Source organism: Faecalibacterium prausnitzii, assembly GCF_049532945.1.
GTDB lineage: Bacteria > Bacillota > Clostridia > Oscillospirales > Ruminococcaceae > Faecalibacterium > Faecalibacterium prausnitzii_N.
Map to the genome: position 1 here is coordinate 1,072,975 of NZ_CP186691.1, position 21,657 is coordinate 1,094,631.

General features: G+C 59.7%; 21 protein-coding genes. 9 read left to right on the forward strand and 12 right to left on the reverse strand.

Going from position 1 to position 21,657, the window contains the following annotated elements:
- The first annotated feature begins 237 nt into the window (after positions 1-237).
- The 7 genes from ACNQFG_RS05375 to ACNQFG_RS05405 all read left to right on the forward strand — a co-directional run bounded on the left by ACNQFG_RS05375 (position 238) and on the right by ACNQFG_RS05405 (position 7,894).
- On the forward strand, positions 238-660 hold the full coding sequence (locus tag ACNQFG_RS05375; protein ID WP_118552500.1) for a BlaI/MecI/CopY family transcriptional regulator: 423 nt from the start codon (positions 238-240) through the stop codon (positions 658-660).
- A gap of 151 nt (positions 661-811) precedes the next feature.
- Positions 812-1,969 (forward strand): 23S rRNA (uracil(1939)-C(5))-methyltransferase RlmD, encoded by a 1,158-nt coding sequence (gene rlmD, locus ACNQFG_RS05380; protein WP_423406262.1) that lies wholly within the window; start codon positions 812-814, stop codon positions 1,967-1,969.
- 196 nt (positions 1,970-2,165) lie between these two features.
- Positions 2,166-2,513 carry a hypothetical protein gene (locus ACNQFG_RS05385; protein WP_423406263.1) on the forward strand — a complete coding sequence of 116 codons (348 nt, stop codon included), beginning with the start codon at positions 2,166-2,168 and terminating at the stop codon, positions 2,511-2,513.
- Between the two features lie 18 nt (positions 2,514-2,531).
- Complete coding sequence (locus tag ACNQFG_RS05390) at positions 2,532-3,542, forward strand: hypothetical protein (protein WP_423406264.1); 1,011 nt, start codon at positions 2,532-2,534, stop codon at positions 3,540-3,542.
- Between the two features lie 88 nt (positions 3,543-3,630).
- Positions 3,631-4,371: a FadR/GntR family transcriptional regulator gene (locus ACNQFG_RS05395; protein ID WP_423406265.1), complete on the forward strand. Its 741-nt coding sequence runs from the start codon at positions 3,631-3,633 to the stop codon at positions 4,369-4,371.
- A 282-nt stretch (positions 4,372-4,653) separates the two neighbouring features.
- Positions 4,654-6,441 carry a dihydroxy-acid dehydratase gene (gene ilvD / locus ACNQFG_RS05400; protein ID WP_423406266.1) on the forward strand — a complete coding sequence of 596 codons (1,788 nt, stop codon included), beginning with the start codon at positions 4,654-4,656 and terminating at the stop codon, positions 6,439-6,441.
- 97 nt (positions 6,442-6,538) lie between these two features.
- Positions 6,539-7,894 carry a GntP family permease gene (locus tag ACNQFG_RS05405; RefSeq protein ID WP_249236492.1) on the forward strand — a complete coding sequence of 452 codons (1,356 nt, stop codon included), beginning with the start codon at positions 6,539-6,541 and terminating at the stop codon, positions 7,892-7,894.
- 516 nt (positions 7,895-8,410) lie between these two features.
- Here the strand turns inward: ACNQFG_RS05405 and ACNQFG_RS05410 are convergent.
- On the reverse strand, positions 8,411-9,238 hold the full coding sequence (locus ACNQFG_RS05410; protein ID WP_423406267.1) for a PfkB family carbohydrate kinase: 828 nt from the start codon (positions 9,236-9,238) through the stop codon (positions 8,411-8,413).
- 318 nt (positions 9,239-9,556) lie between these two features.
- Here ACNQFG_RS05410 and ACNQFG_RS05415 point away from each other — a divergent pair, with 318 nt between their 5' ends.
- Entirely contained in the window at positions 9,557-10,855 is a 1,299-nt protein-coding gene (locus ACNQFG_RS05415) for an MATE family efflux transporter (protein ID WP_423406268.1), read from the forward strand.
- A 27-nt stretch (positions 10,856-10,882) separates the two neighbouring features.
- Here the strand turns inward: ACNQFG_RS05415 and ACNQFG_RS05420 are convergent, their stop codons facing one another.
- Positions 10,883-11,743 carry a helix-turn-helix transcriptional regulator gene (locus tag ACNQFG_RS05420; protein WP_423406269.1) on the reverse strand — a complete coding sequence of 287 codons (861 nt, stop codon included), beginning with the start codon at positions 11,741-11,743 and terminating at the stop codon, positions 10,883-10,885.
- A 129-nt stretch (positions 11,744-11,872) separates the two neighbouring features.
- Between ACNQFG_RS05420 and ACNQFG_RS05425 the strand changes: the two genes are divergently transcribed.
- Positions 11,873-12,988, forward strand: coding sequence for an ABC transporter ATP-binding protein (locus tag ACNQFG_RS05425; protein ID WP_097773796.1), 1,116 nt, complete (start codon positions 11,873-11,875; stop codon positions 12,986-12,988).
- A gap of 106 nt (positions 12,989-13,094) precedes the next feature.
- Here the strand turns inward: ACNQFG_RS05425 and fabZ are convergent, their stop codons facing one another.
- The 10 genes from fabZ to acpP are packed head-to-tail and all read right to left on the reverse strand — an operon-like array spanning position 13,095 to position 21,505.
- Positions 13,095-13,568, reverse strand: coding sequence for a 3-hydroxyacyl-ACP dehydratase FabZ (gene fabZ, locus ACNQFG_RS05430; protein WP_423406270.1), 474 nt, complete (start codon positions 13,566-13,568; stop codon positions 13,095-13,097).
- Positions 13,569-13,571: 3 nt separating this feature from the next.
- The gene (gene fabF / locus ACNQFG_RS05435) at positions 13,572-14,810 is read right to left on the reverse strand and encodes a beta-ketoacyl-ACP synthase II (protein ID WP_097774745.1); all 1,239 of its coding nucleotides are present in this window, start codon (positions 14,808-14,810) and stop codon (positions 13,572-13,574) included.
- A gap of 15 nt (positions 14,811-14,825) precedes the next feature.
- A complete protein-coding gene (gene fabG, locus ACNQFG_RS05440) occupies positions 14,826-15,575 on the reverse strand; it encodes a 3-oxoacyl-[acyl-carrier-protein] reductase (RefSeq protein WP_423406271.1) in 750 nt (249 codons plus the stop codon).
- The gene (gene fabD, locus ACNQFG_RS05445; RefSeq protein WP_423406272.1) at positions 15,572-16,507 is read right to left on the reverse strand and encodes an ACP S-malonyltransferase; all 936 of its coding nucleotides are present in this window, start codon (positions 16,505-16,507) and stop codon (positions 15,572-15,574) included. Before fabD ends, fabG begins: the two co-directional genes overlap by 4 nt.
- On the reverse strand, positions 16,504-17,571 hold the full coding sequence (locus ACNQFG_RS05450; RefSeq protein ID WP_423406273.1) for an NAD(P)H-dependent flavin oxidoreductase: 1,068 nt from the start codon (positions 17,569-17,571) through the stop codon (positions 16,504-16,506). The genes fabD and ACNQFG_RS05450 overlap by 4 nt, the downstream gene beginning before the upstream one ends.
- Positions 17,565-18,500, reverse strand: a complete 936-nt coding sequence (locus ACNQFG_RS05455) for a DUF561 domain-containing protein (protein ID WP_423406274.1) — start codon at positions 18,498-18,500, stop codon at positions 17,565-17,567. Before ACNQFG_RS05455 ends, ACNQFG_RS05450 begins: the two co-directional genes overlap by 7 nt.
- Positions 18,497-19,447 (reverse strand): beta-ketoacyl-ACP synthase III, encoded by a 951-nt coding sequence (locus ACNQFG_RS05460; protein ID WP_423406275.1) that lies wholly within the window; start codon positions 19,445-19,447, stop codon positions 18,497-18,499. Before ACNQFG_RS05460 ends, ACNQFG_RS05455 begins: the two co-directional genes overlap by 4 nt.
- Positions 19,444-20,397, reverse strand: coding sequence for an acetyl-CoA carboxylase carboxyltransferase subunit alpha (locus tag ACNQFG_RS05465; RefSeq protein ID WP_005939761.1), 954 nt, complete (start codon positions 20,395-20,397; stop codon positions 19,444-19,446). The genes ACNQFG_RS05460 and ACNQFG_RS05465 overlap by 4 nt, the downstream gene beginning before the upstream one ends.
- Complete coding sequence (gene accD, locus ACNQFG_RS05470) at positions 20,394-21,266, reverse strand: acetyl-CoA carboxylase, carboxyltransferase subunit beta (RefSeq protein WP_097774750.1); 873 nt, start codon at positions 21,264-21,266, stop codon at positions 20,394-20,396. The genes ACNQFG_RS05465 and accD overlap by 4 nt, the downstream gene beginning before the upstream one ends.
- Positions 21,267-21,277: 11 nt before the next feature.
- Complete coding sequence (acpP, locus tag ACNQFG_RS05475) at positions 21,278-21,505, reverse strand: acyl carrier protein (protein WP_005939770.1); 228 nt, start codon at positions 21,503-21,505, stop codon at positions 21,278-21,280.
- Positions 21,506-21,657 lie beyond the last annotated feature (152 nt).

Sequence of the window (21,657 nt, forward strand, 5' to 3'; positions counted from 1 at the left end):
TTTTGAGGGTGCGAAAACAAGAGCATCTTTGCACAAAGATGCGCGTCTGACCGTGCACTGAAAGCACGGAACGCACAAATGTGTTTGATACAAATACAGAAACGGAGACAAATGTAAAATAGACGGAAAAACAGGGCAGAACAGCCGAAATTCTGCCCTTGAAAAAAGCGGGACTTTTCGGTAAAATCAAACAAACAGAGACAAATGTAAAATCAAAAAAGGAGGGCGAACCCTGCAATGTATGGCATCCCGGACCGTCTGAGACCGCTTTCGGCGGCGGAAGAACAGGTGCTGCTGGCCGTGTGGAGCTGCAAACAGCCCGCCTCCCGGCGGGACATCGGAGAGAAGCTGGCCGCAAAAGGCTGGCGGCCGGCCACCGTGCTGAATTTTCTCTACCGGCTGGAAGACAAGGGCTGGGTGAAGAGCGGCAAGGAACAGAACCGTAACACCTACACGCCCACCCTCACGAAACGCGCCTACGGCGTCTGGACCATGCGCCAGCGTCTGGATGCCGTTTTTGGCGGCGACCTGGCCGAGGCCGTCCGCGCCCTTGTCAGCGAGAGCGGCTGCTCCCAGAGCCAGCTGGAACAGGCGATGGCCGTGCTGGAAGAAAAGCACGCCGAGGCCGAAGAATACGATCTGTATGACCCGTATGGGTGAGCCCTCTCAGTCACGCTTCGCGTGCCAGCTCTCCCGAAGGGAGAGCCATTGGCAGGCCGGTCAAGTTGTGCTGGGTGAAAAGGCTTTTGTAAATGAGGAACGACAGGGCTCCGCTGATTGGGCAGCGGGAGCAGAGATAAAGGAGAGTAAAATGAACTGTAAAAATCGTGCAAAGAACTGCGGCGGCTGCCCGTTGCTGGAACTGCCCTATGCAGACCAGCTGAAGCAGAAGGAGGAAAAAGTCCGCGCCCTGCTGGGCAGATACGGCCCGGTGCACCCCATCCGGGGCATGGAAACGCCGTACCACTATCGGAACAAGGTGATCTCCACCTTTGCCGCCGGGCAGGGTGGAAAACTCGTGTCCGGCATCTATGCCGCCGGGACCCATAAGGTGCTGCCGGTGGAGCGCTGCCTGCTGGAAGACGAGGTGCTGGATACCGTGCTGGAAGCCGTCCGCGCAGCGGCAGCGGCCTGCCGGTATCAGCCTTTCCGGGAAGATCAGGGCACCGGCCTTCTGCGTCACTGCCTGCTGCGCCGGGGCGCCGCCACCGGGCAGGTGATGGTGGTGCTGGTGACGGCTCAGCCCATTCTGCCCGGCGCAAAGAACTTTGTCCGCGCCCTGCTGGCAGAGGCTGAAAAGCGGAAGGTCCCCGTGACGACCATCGTGCAGAACTACAACCCCCGCCGCACCAGCGTGGTGCTGGGCGATATGGAAAAGGTGCTGTACGGCAAGGGATTCATTCTGGACGAGCTTTGCGGCAAGACGTATGCGCTCAGCCCGCGCAGCTTCTATCAGGTGAACCCGGTGCAGACGGCGGTGCTCTACGGTCTGGCCGTGGAGGCTGCCCAGCTGACCGGCAGAGAAGTGGTGCTGGATGCCTACTGCGGCATCGGAACCATCGGCCTGACCGCCGCCGACCATGCAAAGCAGGTAGTGGGCGTGGAGGTGAACCGCGAAGCGGTGCACGATGCCATAGGCAATGCAAAGCACAATGGCGTGAAGAACGCCCGCTTCTTTGCCGCCGACGCCACGGCCTGGATCGGCGAAGCCGCTGCGGCTGGTGAACGCGCAGACGTGATCTTTATGGACCCGCCGCGGGAGGGCTCTACGCCGCAGTTTATCGAAAGCGTGGCCCGCATGGCCCCGAAACGTGTGGTCTACGTGAGCTGCAACCCGGAGACCATGGCCCGTGACCTGGCCCTGCTGACGAAAAAAGGCTACCGGGCCGAGGGCTTCACCCCGGTCGATATGTTCCCGAACAGCGAACATATTGAAGTGGTCTGTGCCCTGTCCCGACAGAAGCGCTGAGCTTCCTGTGCATCCGGACAACGTTCAGCAAGTTCCGGAACAAAAAGCAGAAATAGTTTTTCTGGCCTTTGCGCGGAGCGTGTTGATATGGTGCGTAGGTTGAGCGGAACGAATGTGGCAAGCCATAAACAGAGCACACGCGAAATTTTCATTTTCCCTTATGATACGAATACACACCTTATCATGGAGGTACAAAATGAAAAAAATCAAACTTTCTGCCCGTCATAAAGTAGTGAACACTTCTAAAAAATTGGGAGCTTATGCGGCAAAGCGGGAGCAGACCGAAAAATTCAAACAACTTGAAACGATGGACTGCCCATCCTGTTTCGGAACGATGTTTCTTATGGAGAATGTGTGGCAATGCCAGAATTGCGCGTACTGCATATCACAAAATGATATGCTCAACGGTGCAGTGTTCTGGTTCTGCGATGGATGTGGTGAGTTTTTGAATGTTCAACCGGGGTTTACGACAGCGAATGGAGAATGGGCTTGTGTTCGGTGTCAGTGGACAAATGATGTAACGGCAGAAAACGTGATAGACTGAGGAGAAAGGAAAATCGCAATGGCTACAATAAAAGATGTTTTTAGCAAAAGTTTGAGTTCTGTACAATCTGGTGCAAAGAAATTCAATGATACAGTGACGCCTAAAATAGTTCAGAATATCGGAGATACAGTTCAGAAGACAGGGAATACACTGACAGCTGGAAAAACTGTGGTGTTGGATGCTGGCTCGAATATCAAAGCCGCTCTTATGGAACAACTGGATGCAAACCACGATGGCAAGGTAGATATTGAAGACATTATCGTTCTTGGATTAAAAACACCGGGCGTGAAAGTGGAACGAAGCAAGTTCTTGACGAATGAGTTTCGAGTACATTATGAGACTGAAATCATTGAGAAAGCGATTGCAATAACCCCGATGGAAGCTGGTATACCAATAGAGGAAATCAATAAAATTGCAGATGCAATGATTCAGCACGAGCGGTATTTTGTGTCTGGAATCTCAGCCGCACTGGGAGCACCCGGCGGTGCAGCTATGGCGGCGACCATTCCAACAGATATTATGCAGTATTATGGATACACGCTTAGGGCGGCACAGGAACTGATGTATCTATATGGCTTTCCGGAAATTATATCTGCTGATAATGAAGCACAGATCGATACCTCTACGATGAACACCTTGATTCTGGCTATGGGTGTGATGTTTGGGGTGGCAGGTGCCAATAATGCAATCAAAGCGATGGCGAAAGCACTTGGTGCAGGTGTTGAGAAGCAACTGATGAAAAAAGCCCTGACAAAAGGAGCAATCTACCCAATCGTAAAAAGTATTGCGAAATGGTTCGGTGTCAAAATGACAAAAGAAGTGTTCTCTGGCTTCTTCAAGAAGGCTATCCCAGTTGCTGGTGGGATCATTGGTGGAGGCATTACATATGTCTCCTTTAAGCCCTGCTGTGAGAGGCTGAAAACGAGTCTAATGGATACAATGTTGTCAAATCCGAATCACGTGGAAACAAAAGAAGAATCCGAAATTTTTGAATCAATTGCAAGAGAAGTCGATGAGATACCCGAATAACATGGCAGCTTTTGATTGAGTAGAATTGCGCGGAAGTAGTCTGTGGGTTGTGCAGGACGATGGAGCACTATAAGAAGGTAAAACAAAAATGAGCGAATTTTCACACTTAAAAAACAAGCTGCTGGCTGAGCAGGTCGAAGACCAGATCTACCACTATATTCTGGATACCCCGCTGGAGCCGGGAGCCAAGTTGCCCAATGAATTTGAGCTGGGCGAAAAATTCGGTGTGGGCCGCAGCACGGTGCGCGAAGCGGTGAAGCTGCTTTCCAGCAAGGGCATCGTGGAGGTGCGGCGGGGCTCCGGCACCTATGTGGTCACGACCGCCAAGGGCCTTTCGGACCCGCTGAACCTGCGCAGCGTGCAGGACAAGAACGCACTGGCGCTGGATCTGGTGAACGTGCGCCTGCTGCTGGAACCGGGCATGGCCGAGATGGCAGCGCTGAACGCTTCCGACGAGGACATCGAGCGCATCCAGCGCCTGTGCGACCGGGTGGAGAGCAAGATCCACAATGGCGACCGCTACATTGAGGACGACATCGCATTCCATACCTGCATCGCAGAGAGCAGCAAGAACATGGTGGTGGAGCAGCTGATCCCCATTATCGATACGGCGGTCATGATGTTCGTGAACGTCACCCACAAAAAGCTGACGGAGGAGACCATCCTGACCCACCGCATGATCACTGAAGCCATTGCCCGGCATGACCCCATTGGCGCCCGGTCTGCCATGGTGATGCACCTGAACTTCAACCGCACCTATATCAAGAAGATCTACGACGGCGAAGATCCCGATGACGGGACAGTTGGAATGGCGGGATTTCTCAAATGATACCGGCCCTGCACGGCGAAATACCGTGCAGGGTATTTTTATATCCAAAGTCATCTGATGACTTTTTGCTCCGGCAGTTTGCAAAACCCGGCTGTGAGGGTGAATTTTATGAAAAAGTCGCCCGAAATTGGGCAAAGTGCATGATGTATCCCAGATTTTTTGCACAAATAGCAGGACGTATATGGAACAACTTGCAAAAAGATGTCCGCAGATTTACAATGAAATCACAAAAGGCTCTACGGAAAAAAGAACGGAAACAAGCGATATTTGGAGGTAAGGATTATGGAACTTCGTTCACAGGAAGTCCGCACGCTGGCACCGGAAAACGATCCGCTGAAGATCGGCATGGGCTGGAAGGTGGACGACCTTGCAAAGCCCCAGATCATGGTGGAGAGCACCTTTGGCGACAGCCACCCCGGCAGCGCCCATCTGGATCAGTTCGTGAAGGAGGCTGTACAGGCAGTCAACACCCACGGCGGCAAGGCTGCACGCTATTTTGCAACCGATATGTGCGACGGCATCGCACAGGGCCACGACGGCATCAACTACTCGCTGCCCCACCGTGACGCCATCGTGAATCTGGTGGAGGCTCAGGCTAACGCCACCGTGTACGACGGCGGCGTGTTCATCGCCAGCTGCGACAAGTCCATGCCCGCCATGCTGATGAGCATTGGCCGCCTGAAGGATATGAGCGCCATCGTGGTCACCGGCGGCGTGATGGAAGCCCACACCCTGCCCAAGAAGTACGTGGTCAACGACCCCGCCTGCGCCATCAACGACCTGCTGACGCTGGAACAGATCGGCAAGTTCGACGCATGGGAAAAGACGGGCGTGATCCCCAACGAGCAGCTGGACTACTACAAGCACAATGCCTGCCCCAGCTGCGGTGCCTGCTCCTTTATGGGCACCGCTTCTACCATGCAGATCATGGCCGAGGCTCTGGGCCTGATGCTGCCCGGTACCGCCCTGATGCCGGCCACCGCCCCGGAGCTGAAGCAGGCTGCCTATGATGCCGGCGTTCAGGTGATGAAGCTGGTGGCCAAGGGCATCAAGGCCAAGGACATCGTCACCATGAAGAGCTTTGAAAACGCCATCATGGTGCACGCCGCCATCTCCGGCTCCACCAATGCCACCATGCATCTGCCCGCCATTGCCCACGAGTTCGGCTTTGAGATCGATGCCGACACCTTTGACCGGATGCACCGCGGCGCACACTATCTGCTGAACATCCGTCCTTCCGGCGACTGGCCCGCGCAGTACTTCTACTATGCAGGCGGCGTGCCCCGCGTGATGGAAGAGATCAAGTCCATGCTGCATCTGGACGTGATGACTGTCACCGGCAAGACGCTGGGCGAAAACCTGGAAGACCTGAAGAAGAACGGCTTCTACGAGCACTGCGACGCCATCCTGGCCGAAAAGACCGCCGACTTTGCCCGCCCGGTCAGCCGCGAGGATATCATCCACAGCTTTGACAACGCCAAGGGCACCGACGGCAGCATCGCTATCCTGAAGGGCAATCTGGCCCCGGAGGGCAGTGTCATCAAGCACACCGCCTGCCCCAAGAACATGTTCCACGCCACCCTGCGCGCAAGGCCCTTTGACAGCGAGGAAGAGTGCATCTCCGCTGTCCTGCACGGCGAGGTGAAGCCCGGCGACGCCATCTTCATCCGTTACGAAGGCCCCCGCGGCAGCGGCATGCCCGAGATGTTCTACACCGGCGAGGCCATCTGCGCCGACCCGAAGCTGGCTTCCAGCGTGGCGCTCATCACCGACGGCCGCTTCTCCGGCGCAAGCCGCGGCCCGGTCATTGGCCATGTCAGCCCGGAGGCCGCTGTGGGCGGCCCCATCGCTCTGGTGGAGCCGGACGACCTGATCCAGATCGACGTCCACAACCGCAAGCTGGCCATTGTGGGCGTGAAGGGCGAGCCGAAGACCCCCGAAGAGATGGAGGCTATCCTTGCCCAGCGCCGTGCCAACTGGAAGCCCAAGGCTCCCAAGTACACCAAGGGCCTGCTGAAGCTCTACTCTCAGCACGCTGTCAGCCCCATGAAGGGTGCATACATGGAGTAAAACACGCCGAAGAAATAACAAAAAGGAAACTGCCCGGTGCGTTTTTCCGGACGGCTTGGATAAGTGCAACCAAAAATCAAAAAATGGAGGAACTATTATGACAGCAGTTGCGACTCCCGATGCGGCACGGCTGGTATTTGCTGCCGTAGCAGGCCTGATCCTTTTGCTCATCCTTATCATCAAGTTCAAAGTGCATGCCATGATCTCCATCCTGATCGGTGCGGTGGGCATCGGCCTGATGGCCGGTATGCCCCTGTCTGACATCATCGGCTCGGTCAACGAAGGCATCGGCAACACCTTAAAGGGCATCGCTCTTCTGGTGGGCCTTGGCTCCATGTTCGGTGCCATTCTGGAAGAATCCGGCGGCGCACAGACGCTGGCCGTGACCATGGTGCGCAAGTTCGGCGACGAAAAAGCCGCATGGGCGCTGGGTATCACAGGTCTGGTGGTGGCCATGCCGGTGTTCTTTGATGCCGGTCTGATCATCCTGATCCCGCTGGCCTTCTCTCTGGCAAAGCGCACCAAGCGCTCGGTCCTGTACTATGTCATCCCTCTGCTGGCCGGTCTGGCTGTCGGCCACGCCTTCATCCCTCCCACGCCGGGCCCCGTTCTGGTGGCCAGCATGCTGGGCGTTGATCTGGGCTGGGTCATCCTCATCGGCATCTTCTGCGGCATCTTCGCCATGATCGCCGCCGGTCCCATCTGGGGCAGCATCTGCGGCAAAAAGTACATGGTTGAAGTCCCCGAGCACGTTGCACAGCAGGCAGACATTGACGAGAGCAAGCTGCCCAAGTTTGGCACCATCGTGGGCATCATCATGATCCCGCTGCTGCTCATCATCGCAAACTCCGTGGCAAAGGTAGTGCCCGCACTGGCAGGCATCCAGCCCGTTCTGGCCTTCCTCGGCGAGCCCTTCATGGCGCTGCTGCTGGCTACCATCGCTGCTATGTACCTGCTGGGCACCCGCCACGGCTACACTAACGCCCAGCTGGAAAAGATCATGACCAAGTCTCTGGAGCCCACCGGTATGATCCTGCTGGTCACTGCCTGCGGCGGCGTGCTGCGCTATATGCTGCAGAACTCCGGTCTGGGCGATGTCATCGGCAACGCCGTGGCAAACGCCAGCCTGCCGCTGGTGCTGGTGGCCTTCATCGTGGCTGCTCTGGTGCGTATCTCGGTGGGTTCCGCTACCGTGGCTATGACCATGGCAGCCGGCATCATCTCCGCCATGCCCGGCCTCAGCGAGCTGAGTCCGCTGTACCTGGCCTGTGTCACCGCTGCCATTGCAGGCGGCTCCACCGTCTGCTCTCACTTCAACGACTCCGGCTTCTGGCTGGTGAAGAGCCTGGTGGGCATGGATGAAAAGACCACCCTCAAGACCTGGACCATCATGGAAACTCTGGTTGGCGGTGTGGGCTTCCTGGTAGCACTCATCATCTCCTTCTTTGCCTGACCGCCCGTCCGGGGCCTGCACCCCCGGATGAGCGTCTGGATGTTCTCCGATCCGATTCGTTTACCTGTTTACCTCCTTCGAAATCAGCCGCTCCGGTTTTTGCTTTGCCCGGAGCGGCTGATTTTTATATTTTCAATTTGTTCAAAAACCTCACAAAGAAACTCCATTTTTATCCGGTACAATAAGGGTGCAGTCAGGGAGGAACGAACGATCCTCCCGCAGGATGCCAATGCAGGCAATGAAAACCGCACACCTCGGCAGAAAACCGATGCTGCGGCCCCCTTTGAAAAAAACACTGTCCCCCGCTGATGCGAGGCAATAGCCAATGCGGCGGGCAGACTACCAACCATCTCCTGACAACCGCAAATGTTTGGGAGTTCTCATACCGCAGCCAGCACCGCTTTATCCTCCTTTCCACGGCGCTGCCTGTTTTTGCGTTTTTGGCAGAATGCAGCACAAGACCCCCGGCGCAGGCCGGGGGTCTTGTGCGTTGTACGGGGGCAGATGAAAGGCAGTTCAGAATAAGAGCTTGCGGAGCGTACTTTCCCGCAGGCCGGCCAGCTTGTCCGGCCAGGTGTTCAGGCGGCAGAGCCGGTGGAGCAGTTCGGCCTCGGTAAGGTCGTTTTTTGCCGCAGAAAGCAGTACGCTCCGTGTAAAAAGATGAATATTTTCCGAATCGGCATAAAAAATCAGCTGAACATGGCCGGAAAAAAGGGCAAACAGGGCGGTGCGCAGCTCATGGGAGCCAAACAGCGGGAAAAGGTCGCTGCTTTTCAACAACAAAACGTCCGCCTGTGGAAAAAATGCGCAGGCCGTTTCCCGTAGAGAAGCAGCGTCCGGCCAGAAGGGCGCAGACTCGGCCATCCGAGGTGCATAGCAGACGAAGGTGCCGACGTCCCGCGCGGCGGCGATGGCCTTGAGGTGAGTCAGCCGGGCGGGGGAGTCCAGCAGGCAGGCGGAGGAGAAGCAGAGCGCGAAGGCGTCCCGGAAGGTGTCGGCGTCCAGCTGTTCCGGGGCATAACAAAGCTCGGAGGAGCGGGTGCGATAGGGGAGCGTCTCGCCCGCGCCGGAGAAGACCACCGGGGTGGGGGCTGCATCCGTGAAGCAGAGGCGGGAGCAGTCCACACCGTCTGCCGCCAGCTGGGCCGCTGCCTTGCGGCCAAAGGGGTCGGCCCCCAGCTGGGAGAGAAGCACCGCCCGCCCGCCGCAGCGGGTGTAGGCGCGGCAGAGTCCGGCCCCCCAGCCGCCGACCTGCACCTGAAACTGTCCGGCAAGCTCCGGCGGTGTGTCAGCGGTCAGTTCCAGCCAGGCTTCGCCCAGGCAGAGCAGGGGTTTTTCCGGCATGGCGGCTCCCTCCTTTCCATCAAAATAGGGTACAAGTATACACCCGGTAAAAGCGGTTCGTCAACGGGAAATCTGGCGGGAGCTCTACATGAGCCGCATCTCCGGGAGCTTTTCCCGGCGAGTCAAAGGGCATTCCATGCCCTCCCCAACGCTTCGCGTCGGGTCCCCACCTCGGATACTCGCCGGTAAAACTCCCCTCGTGCGGCTGGGGGAAAAGCAACCGTTCCGTGGGAGCGGTCTGCCGCACGAGATTGACATTTTGCGTAAAACTGTGCTAAACTGGCGAACAAGTGTAAGAATGGACAGAAAGGACGCTTCATGAATCTGACAAAACAGTTCTTTAAATATGTATCACAGAATATCTTCGGCCTGCTGGGCACCTCGTGCTACATTCTGGCCGATACCTATTTCATCTCGCAGGCGGCGGGTACCGACGGCGTGACCCTGCTCAACCTCTGCCTGCCGGTCTACAACTTCATCTTTGCCGTCGGCTCCATGGTCGGCCTTGGCGCGGCCACCCGCTACGCCATCCTGCGGGCGCAGGGGGATGCGCGGGCGCAGCGCTATTTCTCCAATGCCATTTTCAGCGTCTGCATCCTGGCGGTGCCGTTCCTGCTGGTGGGCATTTTTGCGCCCGGCGGCCTTCTGCGGCTGATGGGCGGTGACGCGGGGATCATGGCGCTGGGCATCCCGTATGCCCGTATCTTCCTTATGTTCACGCCCTTCTTCATGTGCAACTATATCGTGTCGGCCTTTGTGCGCAACGACGGCGACCCCTCCCTTGCCATGGTGGCTACCCTGAGCAGCAGCCTGTTCAATGTGGTGTTCGACTATATTTTCATGTTTCCCATGGGTCTGGGGCTGGCCGGTGCGGCGCTGGCAACGGCCATTTCGCCGATATTGAGCATTGCCGTATGCAGCGCACATTTTATAAAGAAGAGCAACACCATCACCTTTGTGCGCAAGGCACCGTCCGTCAGGCTGCTGGGCCAGAGCTGCCAGCTTGGCATTTCCGGCTTTGTGGGTGAGATGTCCTCCGGCGTTACCACCACCGTATTCAACTTCCTGCTGCTGGGTCTGGCGGGCAATGTGGCGGTGGCGGCCTATGGCGTGGTGGCGAACTTTGCGCTGGTGGCAACGGCCATCTTCAACGGCGTAGCACAGGGTGCACAGCCGCTGGTGAGCGAGTGCTACGGCAAAAATGAGATGGCCGGGGCCAGAAAGCTCCTGCTGCTGGGCTGCGGCACGGCGCTGGGGCTGGCGGCGCTGCTGTACGGCGTCGTGTTCGGGTATACCGATGCGCTGACGGCCCTTTTCAACAGCGAGAACTCCGCGCTCATGGCTGAGTTTGCCCACAGCGGGATGCGCATCTACTTCGTGGGATACTTCTTCGCCGGGTTCAACATCGTGGCGGCGGGCTACCTGAGCGCGACCAACCGCCCGGTGGAAGCCTCCGTCACCTCCATCTGCCGCGGCATGGTGGCCATCGTGGTCTGCTCGCTGGTGCTGAGCGCACTGTTCGGGATGAACGGCGTCTGGGCGGCGTTCCCGGTTTCGGAGGCCATCACACTGGCGCTGACCGTCTTCCTGCTGAAGCGGAAGGCCGGAAGGGCATAAAAAAGCGGGGCAGAGCAGCCCCGTACATTAGATATAAAGCTCCTGCTCCCGTTTGCTTTCGGCGGGCGAGAGGGGGCGCACTGCCTGACCGGCCATTGCCCGCCACTGTGCGGGGGATTGGCCGGTTTCTTTTTTGAACACCCGGCACAGGTAGTTGGCACCGGAAAAGCCGCACAGGCTGGCTACCACGTCCAGTGTGTACTCCCGGTGGAGCAGCAGACGCATGGCCGCTTCGATGCGGACGGTGGTCAGATACCGCCCCGGCGGTACCCCCACTGCGGCCGTGAAGGTGCGGACGAGGTGGCTTTTCGAGACGCCCAGCCGTTCGCTCAGCTCCTCCACGCCGTAAAGGCCCGCGTAGTTTGCGCGGATGTCCTCAATGGCGGCGGTGACGAGGGGCGGCAGGGAGGGCGCAGCGCTGTCGGCCCCCGACAGCTCGCACAGCAGTGCAAAGGCGAGCTGGCTGACGGCGCGGCTGTGCGGGGTGCCGAGAAGCTCTGCCCCGGCCTCTGCGGCCAGCCGCCCCATCAGTTCGGCGGCGGCAGGGCAGGTCTCGCCGCGGGCCAGAAAGGGCAGCTCGGTCAGCCCGGCGAGGAACTGCGCCGCCGCCTGCCCGGTGAGCTGGATGCAGAGCAGATGGCAGCCGCCCTCCGGGGCAAGGGCCAGCGGGGCACGGCTCAGGATCAGATGGCCGGCAGACACGCTCTGGGGCGGCAGGACGAGAGCCGACCCCGCCGGGGACGGCCCGGCAGCGGGCAGGGAAGCCGTGCATTTTCCGCTGGACACAAGGCACACCCACAGTCCTTCGCCCGCCAGCGTGAGGGGGCTTTCGGGCTGGACATCCTGTACCGAGGCCAGCGCGGCGGTGGTACTCCAATCAAAAAGCAATATCTGACACCTCTAATCAATAAAATGCTATTTTATATCACAAAATTATCTGTTATTATAGTACCAACGAAAGCACCCCTCGTCAAGAAGCGGTGCGAACCTGATAAAAAATTATGGAGGCAAACGACTATGGCTTCGATCAGCTGCCAGCACATCTATAAGATCTATCCGGGTGCTACCGCTCCCGCTGTTACCGACTTTAACCTGGAGATCCAGGATAAGGAATTCATCATCTTCGTCGGCCCCTCTGGCTGCGGCAAGTCCACCACCCTGCGCATGATCGCCGGTCTGGAGGAGATCTCCAAGGGCGAAATGTACATCGGTGGCCGTCTGATCAACGACGTTCCCCCGAAGGATCGTGATATCGCAATGGTGTTCCAGAGCTACGCTCTGTACCCCCACATGACCGTTTACAAGAACATCGCTTTCGGTCTGGAACTGCGCAAGACCCCGAAGGACGAGATCGACAAGCGCGTGCACGAGGCTGCTAAGATCCTGGAGATCGAGCACCTGCTGGACCGCAAGCCCAAGGCTCTGTCCGGTGGTCAGCGTCAGCGTGTTGCTCTGGGCCGTGCAATGGTTCGTAACCCGGCAGTCTTCCTGCTGGACGAGCCTCTGTCCAACCTGGATGCTAAGCTGCGTACCTCCATGCGTACCGAGATCATCAAGCTGCACAAGAAGCTGGCTACCACCTTCATCTACGTTACCCACGACCAGACCGAGGCTATGACCATGGGCGACCGTATCGTTGTTATGAAGGACGGCATCATCCAGCAGGTCGATACCCCGCAGAACCTGTACGATATGCCTTGCAACATGTTCGTTGCTGGCTTCATCGGCAGCCCCCAGATGAACTTCCTGGACGGCACCCTGATCAAGAAGGGTGAGCTGTACGGTGTTGATCTGGGCGGCGACGTGATCCCCCTGCCCAAGGAGAAGACCGCAGACGGCAAGCTGGATGCTTACGTCGGCAAGAAGATCAAGATGGGCGTCCGTCCCGAGGATATCGACGACGAGCCCGAGTTTATGGCAAAGCACGCAGACTGCCAGCTGGATGCTCAGGTGGATGTCTCCGAAATGATGGGCGCTGAGATCTACCTGTATCTGGAGTACAAGGGCAACAAGATGACCGCTCGTGTGGCTCCCACCTCCAAGGCACGCAACGGAGACACCGTCCGCGTTGCATTCGATCCCCACAAGGTCCACCTGTTCGACATCGAGACCGAGCTGACCATCCTGAACTAAGTTTTTCCAGGGATCGCTTTTGGTCCTCCTAATAGCAGCAGCCGCCGGGAAGAGATTCCCGGCGGCTGCTGTTTTTGCGTATTTTATTCGCTTGAAAAAACGGATGTCAGGCGTCTGCCTTTTCGGTCAGCACAAAGGTCAGCTCGGCGGTGGCGGCGCACTTGCCGTCCACCCACGCCGAGGCTTTGCCCACGCCCACCGGGCCGTGCTGCTCTACCAGTTCACAGTGCAGGGTGAGCACATCGCCGGGGGTGACCTGTTTGCGGAAGCGGGCATTCTTGATGCCGCCGAAGAGGGCCAGTTTGCCCTTGTTCTCCGGCAGGCTCAGCGCTGCCACCGCGCCGGTCTGGGCCAGTGCTTCCAGAATGAGCACTCCCGGCATCACCGGCTGGCCGGGAAAATGTCCGCAGAAAAATTCCTCATTGCGGCTCACGCACTTGCGGCCGATGGCCCACTGGCCCGGCTCGTAGTCCAGAATGCGGTCCACAAGGGCAAAGGGATAGCGGTGCGGCAGAAGCGCCGCGATCTCCTCACTGTTCAGGGCGTTTGCGTCTGCACGCACGGTGCGGGGTTCTGCCATGGGTCAGCCCTCCCATCTGCGCAGGGCGATGCAGGCGTTGTGCCCGCCAAAGCCCAGACTGTTGCTCAGTGCGTAGGTCATGGCCTGCGCACGGCCAGTGTTCGGCACATAGTCCAGATCACATTCGGGATCGGGCTGCTCATAGTGGATGGTGGGCGGCGCAAACTGGTCATGCAGGGCCAGCGCTGTAAATACGGCTTCAATACCGCCTGCACCGCCCAGCAGATGACCGGTCATGCTCTTGGTGCTCACCACGGTCAGCTGCTTTGCGTGTTCGCCGAACACCGCATGGATGGCGGCGGTCTCGCAGGCATCGTTCATGTGGGTGCCGGTGCCGTGGGCGTTGATGTGGTCCACCTGCTCCGGTGCGATGCCTGCATCCGCCAGCGTCAGCGCCATGCAGTCGATGGCACCTGCGCCGCCGGGAGCGGGGGCGGTGAAGTGGTAGGCATCGCAGTTGGCACCGTAGCCCACCACCTCGGCGTAGATGTGCGCACCGCGGGCACGGGCATGCTCCAGCTCTTCCAGCACCAGCACACCGCTGCCTTCGCCCATCACGAAGCCGCCGCGCCGCGCGTCAAAGGGCAGGCTGGCTGCATCCGGATCGGTCGCGGTGGAAAGCGCTTTCATGCTGGTAAAGCCGCCGATGCCCAGAGGGCTGATGCAGCTCTCTGCACCGCCGCAGACCATGGCGGTCTCGTAGCCGTCACGGATGCGATGGAAGGCATCGCCTACGGCATTGGTGCCGCCGGCGCAGGCCGTCACCGGGCAGGTGCACATGCCCTTCAGGCCAAAGCGGATGGCCACCTGTGCCGCTGCCATGTTGGCAATGGACATGGGCACGAAATAGGGGCTTACCTTTTCCATGCCCTTCTCTTCACCACGGGTGTGCTGCTCCTCAATGGTGGGCAGACCGCCGATGCCGCTGGAAAGGATGACACCGATCTGCTTGGCTTCCGCTTCGGTGTCCAGACCGCTGTCTGCAACTGCTTCAGCGGCGGCAGCAAGGGCCAGAACGGTAAAGCGGGCCATCTTGCGGGCTTCCTTTTTGTCCACGATGGTTTCCGGGTCAAAGCCCTTCACCTCGCCTGCCAGCTTACATTTAAAATCGGTGGTATCGAACTGGGTAATGGGGCCGATGCCGCATTTGCCCGCTTTGGCAGCGGCCCAGCTGTCGGCGGTGTTGTTGCCCAGCGGGTTCACGGTGCCAAGGCCGGTGATCACGACTCTGCGTTTTTCCATGAGAGTTTTCTCCTTTTACATTGCCATGCCGCCGTCTGCACAGAGCACCTGCCCGGTGAGATAGCTGCTTTGTTCTGCGGCAAAAAATGCCACTGCATTTGCCACATCCTCCGGCTTTCCTGCGCGGCCTGCGGGGATGCCCTTTGCCATTTCGGCACGGACGGCTTCCGGCAGGGCGGCGGTCATGTCGGTCTCGATAAAGCCCGGCGCGACCGCATTCACGGTCACATTGCGGCTTGCCAGCTCGCGGGCAAGGCTTTTGGTCAGGCCGATCAGGCCCGCCTTGCTGGCGGCGTAATTGGTCTGGCCGGCGTTGCCCCGCAGGGCCACCACACTGGAAAGGTTCACGATGCGGCCCCAGCGCTGGCGCACCATGCGGCGGGCGGCCTCCTTGCAGCAGAGGAACGCACCCTTGAGGTTTGCGTTCAGCACTGCATCGAAGTCCTCTTCGCTCATGCGCAGGATCAGATTATCGCGGGTAATGCCCGCGTTGTTCACAAGGATATCCACCCGGCCAAAGGCGGCCGCAGCGGCGTCAAAGAGCGCTTTGCAGCCCTCGGCAGTGGAAACATCGGCCTGCACAGCCACGGCATTTGCGTTTTCGGCCTTGCACAGAGCCACCGTCTCGGCAGCTGCAGCTTCGCCGTGGCAGTAGTTGACCACCACGTTCACGCCCTGTTTTGCCAGTGCCGTGCAGACGGCGCGGCCGATGCCGCGGCTCCCGCCGGTCACGACGGCGGCGCGGGTCAGAGTCTGTTCGCTCATACGGTCTCCTTTTTCCATGCGTCCAGCACGGCGTCCAGTTCTTCCGGGGTCTCCACCGAAGCGCAGACCACGCCGGGCAGGGTCTTTTTCACAAAACCGCTCAGGGCCTTGCCGGGGCCAACTTCCAGAATATGGTCTACGCCCAGCTCACCGAGGCGGTGGAGCGTATCTTCCATGTAAACGCTGCTCTGCACCTGCTTCACGAGCAGGGCGGGGATGCTGTCCTGCTCAGCTTTTTCACGGCCAAGGCAGTTGAACAGCACCGGAACGCGCATTTCGCCGAAGGATTCGGTCTCGAACCGGCGGGCGAGGGCATCCCCGGCGGGGGCCATGAGGCGGGTGTGGAACGGGCCGCTCACCTTGAGCGGGATGCAGCGGCGGGCACCGGCTTCTTTGGCCAGTGCGGCGGCTTTGTCCACAGCGGCTTTCTCGCCGCCGATGACCAGCTGACCCGGGCAGTTGTAGTTGCAGATCTGGACACAGCCCAGAGCCGAAGCTTGTTCGCAGCACTGCGCAAGGGTCTCGCGGTCAAGGTTCAGCACGGCGGTCATGCCGCAGTCAATGCCCTTTGCAGCTTCAGCCATGGCTTTGCCGCGGTAAGCGGCCAGCTCGATGGCCTGCTTTGCGGTGAACACCCCGGCAGCTTCCAGCGCGGAGTATTCGCCCAGCGAAAGCCCGGCCACATAAGCGGGTTCCACGCCCTGCTGGGCCAGCACTGCGGTCACGCCGCAGGCAAAGGCCACCATGCAGGGCTGGGTGTATTCGGTCTGATTCAAAAGGCCGTCCGGGTCCTCAAAGCAGACGCGGTGCAGATCGAAGTCCAGTTTTGCACTGTCAAATGCCGCCCGGAACGCGGGAGAGCCTTCGTAAAATTCTTTGCCCATGCCGGGGTGCTGTGCCCCCTGACCGGCATATAAAACGGCAAGCTTCATTGATTTTGCCTCCATTCGGTCACAAGTTCATCCATCAGCTCCTGTACCGTGCGCATCCGGTCCAGCCTGCCCACGTTGGCCCCGCAGAAGAACAGGCCCTCCTCCACATTGCCCTTTACGGCTTCGATGAGCGCGTGGGTGATGCAGTAGGGCACCTTGGCGGGGTCGCAGGTCTTCAGGCAGCGGGCACAGTGCCGGGGAGGGAAGCGGGTCCCCTCTGCCAGCGCCTGCACCAGCGGGGTGTTCAGTGCACGGCCCGGCATTCCCACCGGGCTGTGGATGATCCGTACATCCTCGGGCCGGGCGTTCAGCAGAACGTCCTTGTAGCCCTGCGCAGCATCGCACTCCACCGTTGGGATGAAGCGGGTGGCCAGCTGGACGCCTGCGGCCCCCAGCTTCGTAAAGTGGGCCATATCGGCACCGGTATACACTCCGCCTGCCACAAACACGGGGATGCTGTGGCCAAACTGTGCTTCAAAGGGCTTTACCTCGGCCAGCACCTCGGGCAGGATGTCGTTCAGCGTCTGGCAGGCCCCGGCAAGAAGCTCTTCTTCCGAAAAGCCGAGGTGTCCGCCTGCCTTGCAGCCTTCGATCACCACAAAATCAGCGGTGCGACCAAACTCTTTGGCCCAGCGGCGCAGGATGAGCTTTGCGGCTCTTCCGCTGGAAACGATGGGCGCAATGGCAACATCCGTTGTGCCCACGATGCCGGGCAGCTCCAGCGGCAGGCCCGCGCCGGACACCACCGCGTCCACGCCCGCTTCCACAGCGGTGCGGATCGCGGCCGCATAATCCTGCGTTGCCACCATGGCGTTGATGGCTACCATGCCCGCGCCCTTGGCGAGGTCTTTGGCCTTTCGGATCTCCGCCGCCAGCGCGCGGTGGTTGGCGCTTGCCGGGTCGCGGGCAAAGTCCGGCTCCCGGTAGCCTGCATCGGCAGTGGAGATGCACCCCATGCCGCCGCAGGCTGCAACGGCACCGGCCAGCCCGCCGAGGGAAACGCCCACACCCATGCCGCCCTGTAGGATGGGCACAGACAGGGTCTTTCTGCCGAGGGTCAGCATTCGGTGCTCAGCGCGGCAATGCGCTGCCTCCCGCCGTTCCACAGGTCTGTAAGAATATCCGCCACCGGGCGCACCTCGTGCAGCATGCCTGCCACCTGACCGGCCATCAGGCTTCCGGTGGTGGTGTCGCCCTCAAACACGGCGCGGCGCAGGCTGCCAAGGGTATACTTTTCCAGCTCCATCTTGTCGGCACCGGCGTTTTCCTGCCGGACATATTCGCGGCTCATTCGGTTTTTCAGCACTCGCACCGGCGCACCTACGCTTCGGCCGGTCACGATGGTATCGCTGTCCTTGGCCTTGAGCAGGGCGGCTTTGTAGTTTTCATGGATGGGGCACTCCTCACTCACCAGCAGGCAGGTGCCTACCTGCACGCCGCAGGCGCCCAGAGCCAGAGCTGCTGCCAGCTGGCGGCCATCGGCGATGCCGCCAGCTGCAATGACAGGTACATTTACGGCATCCACCACCTGCGGCACCAGCGCCATGGTAGCCATTTCGCCCACATGGCCGCCGCTCTCGGTACCCTCAGCAATGACAGCATCGATGCCCAGCGGCTCCAGATGCTTTGCCAGCACGGCGGCGGCGACAACCGGGATCACCTTGATGCCTGCCGCTTTCCACGCGGGGATATATTTGCCCGGGTTGCCTGCACCAGTGGTCACAACGGGCACGCCCTCTTCCACCACGATCTTGGCAAACTCATCTGCCTGCGGATGCATGAGCATGATGTTCACGCCAAAAGGCTTGTCGGTCAGCTCTTTGCAGCGGCGGATGTTCTGGCGCAGGGTGTCGGCGTTCATGCCGCCCGCACCAATGATGCCCAGCGCACCCGCGTTGGAGCAGGCGGCGGCAAACTCGCCGGTGGCAATGTTGGCCATGCCGCCCTGAATGATGGGGTATTTTGTGCCTAGAATTTCATTTAAAAGTTTCATACGCACTCTTTGTATTGAAAAATCGCGCCGCCCCATGTCAAGCCGCCGCCAAAGCCGATGCAGGCCAGAAGCTGGCCCGGCTGCAGCTGCCCGTTCTCGGCAAGCTCGTTCAGGGCTACCGGAATGCTGGCGGCGCTGGTGTTGCCGTGGCGGTCCATGTTCTTGTAGAACTTTGCCGGGTCGGCCTTCAGCGCCCGCACACAGTGGTCGATGATGCGGCTGTTGGCCTGATGGCAGACCACCCACTCAAGATCATCGAGGGTCAGCTGTGTTTCATCCAGCACAGTGTGCAGGCACTTGGGCAGGGCATCCACTGCAAAGCGGAATACGGCCTTGCCGTCCATGGTGATGGGCGCAGAACCTGTGCGGTTCGGCCCGCCCGCATGGAGAACATCGCTGCCGCGCGCGCCCAGCGTCAGAGCAAAGGGAGTGTCCGACAGCTGAAAAATGGCAGCACCGGCTCCATCCCCAAACAGTACACAGGTGGAGCGGTCGGCGGGGTCCATCAGGCGGGAAAGGGCTTCGCACCCAATGACGAGGGCATACTGTCCACCCAAAGTTGTCAGCAGTCCCCGCGCCACGGCTATGCCGTAGAGGAAGCCGGAACAGGCCGCGTTGACATCCAGCGCAGGCCGGTCCTCGGGAAGGCCCAGCGCCGCCTGCACCTGACAGGCTACACTGGGGGTCGCGTCTGGGGCGGACAGGGTGGCACAGATGCAGCACCCGATCTGCGCAGGGGCAAGGCCGCTGCGGTCCAATGCCTGTTTTGCCGCCCGGATGGCCAGCGTTGCGGCAGATTCATCCTCCGTGCACCAGTGCCGGGTGCGGATGCCGGTGCGGCTGGTGATCCACTCGTCGCTGGTATCCACCATGCGGCTCAGATCTTCGTTGGTGACCGTTCGGCCGGGGATGGCCCCGCCGGTGGCGATCAGCTGTAAACCACTCATGCGTTCCTCGTTTCTCCGATCTGGCGGTATTTTTTATAGCGCTGGTCGGCCAGCTGGCGGCCGCTCATGCGGCACAGCTCTTTCAGGTGCACCCGCAAAGCAACATCCAACTGTTCAAACAAGGCTGCGTGGCTGCGCTGTGCGCCGCCCAACGGTTCCGGGATCACCTGCTCCACGATGCCATCGCTGTACAGATCCTGCGCGGTCAGCTTCATCATCTCGCAGGCTTCGCCGCTGCGGGAAGCATCCTTCCATAGAATGCTGGCAAAGCCCTCGGGGCTGAGCACCGAGTAAACGGCATTTTCCAGCATGAGGATGTGGTTTGCCACACCCAGTGCCAGCGCACCGCCGGAAGAGCCTTCGCCGGTGACAACGGCAATGACCGGCACGGTCAGGCCGCTCATTTCCATCAGGTTGCGTGCAATGGCTTCGCCCTGACCGCGCTCCTCGGCATCCTTGCCGGGGTAAGCGCCCGGCGTGTCAATGAAGGTGATGATGGGCCGGCCAAACTTTTCGGCCTGCTTCATCAGGCGCAGGGCCTTGCGGTAACCCTCCGGCCCCGGCATACCAAAGTTACAGGCCAGATTTTCTTCCAGTGTGCTGCCCTTGCGGTGGCCGATGACCGTCACCGGCAATCCGTGAAAACGGGCGATGCCGCCCAGAATGGCAGGGTCTTCCTTGCACTGACGGTCGCCGCGCTGCTCAAAGAAGTCGGTGAACAGGGCAGAAACAGTCTCATCAATGTGGGGGCGCTCCGGGTGCCGGGCCAGAAACACCCGATCCTCGGCGGTCAGCGGGCCGCAGGTGCGCAGGATCTCGTCCTCTTCCACAGCCAGCTCTGCCAGCTCGGAGGCATGGGCCGTGATGGCATCCATCTCGTTGCCGCTGCCTTTCAGCGCGGCGATCTGGGCATCCAGCGGAGCCAGCTGCTCTAAAATTTCCTTGATCATTCGTGTTTTCCTCCTGCATGGAGCTGCAAGACCTGGATCAGGGTATCCCGCAGCTGGCTGCGGGGCACCACCTGATCCACAAAGCCATGCTCCATCTGGAACTCGCTGCGCTGGAATCCGGCAGGCAGCTTTTCGCCAATGGTCTGCTCAATGACCCGCGGACCTGCAAAGCCGATCAGCGCGCCAGGCTCTGCCAGCATGATGTCGCCAAGGCTTGCAAAGCTGGCCGTCACACCGCCGGTGGTGGGGTGGGTGAGCACACTGATGTACAACCCGCCCTTTGCTGAAAAGCGCTGGATGGCGGCACTGGTCTTTGCCATCTGCATCAGACTGAAAATGCCCTCCTGCATCCGCGCGCCGCCGCTGGCCGAAAAAATAACCAGCGGCAGGTGCTTTGCGGCGGCGTACTCGATGGCGCGGGTGATCTTGTCGCCCACGGCAGTGCTCATGCTGCCCATGAAAAAGCGGCTGTCCAACACGGCAGCCACGCAGGCCACCCCGCCGATGCGGCCGGTGGCCGTTACAGCGGCTTCGCGCAGGCCGGTCTTGTTCTGGGCGGCGGCAAGCTTTTCACGGTAGCCCGGAAAATGCAGCACATCCTGCGGAGCAAGGTCGGCATCCAGTTCCCGGAAGCTGCCGTGGTCCAGCACCAGACTGAGCCGGTAGTACCCGCCAATGGGCATGTGGTAGCCGCAGTTGGGGCAGACGTAAAGGCTTCTTGCCCACAGGGTGCGTGCGGCGCGGCGGCCGCACTGCTTGCACTCCACAAACTGCTGCTCGTGCCAGACGGCACCGGCATCCCGCTTGGCCTTCAGCTGGAAGGTGCGCTCCCGCATTCGGCCGGGGAAAAGATCTCGGATATCGTTCATTGCTTTTTGCCTCAGATATGTGCGGTGATGTAGTTGTAGATATCGCCCACGGTCTTGAGCTTTGCCAGCTCTTCGTCCGGGATGGACACGCCGCAGGCATCTTCCAGAGCCATGTTCAGCTCCACGGCATCCAGACTGTCGGCCTCCAGATCCTCGGTCAGGCTGGCCTCCATGGTCACCTTGTCCTCGTCGCAGTTCAGGGTATCAACAACGATCTTCTTCATTTCTTCAAACGTCATGGTAGTAGTCTCCTTTGAATTGTTTTGAATATCTAAATTTTTTGAAGTTTCTTGCGAACACGACCATTATAGCCGAATCGTTGGATAAGTCAAGAATAATAGTTAAAATATTTTATCTTTTACAATTCTGACACACTTTGGCTCCTCCGATT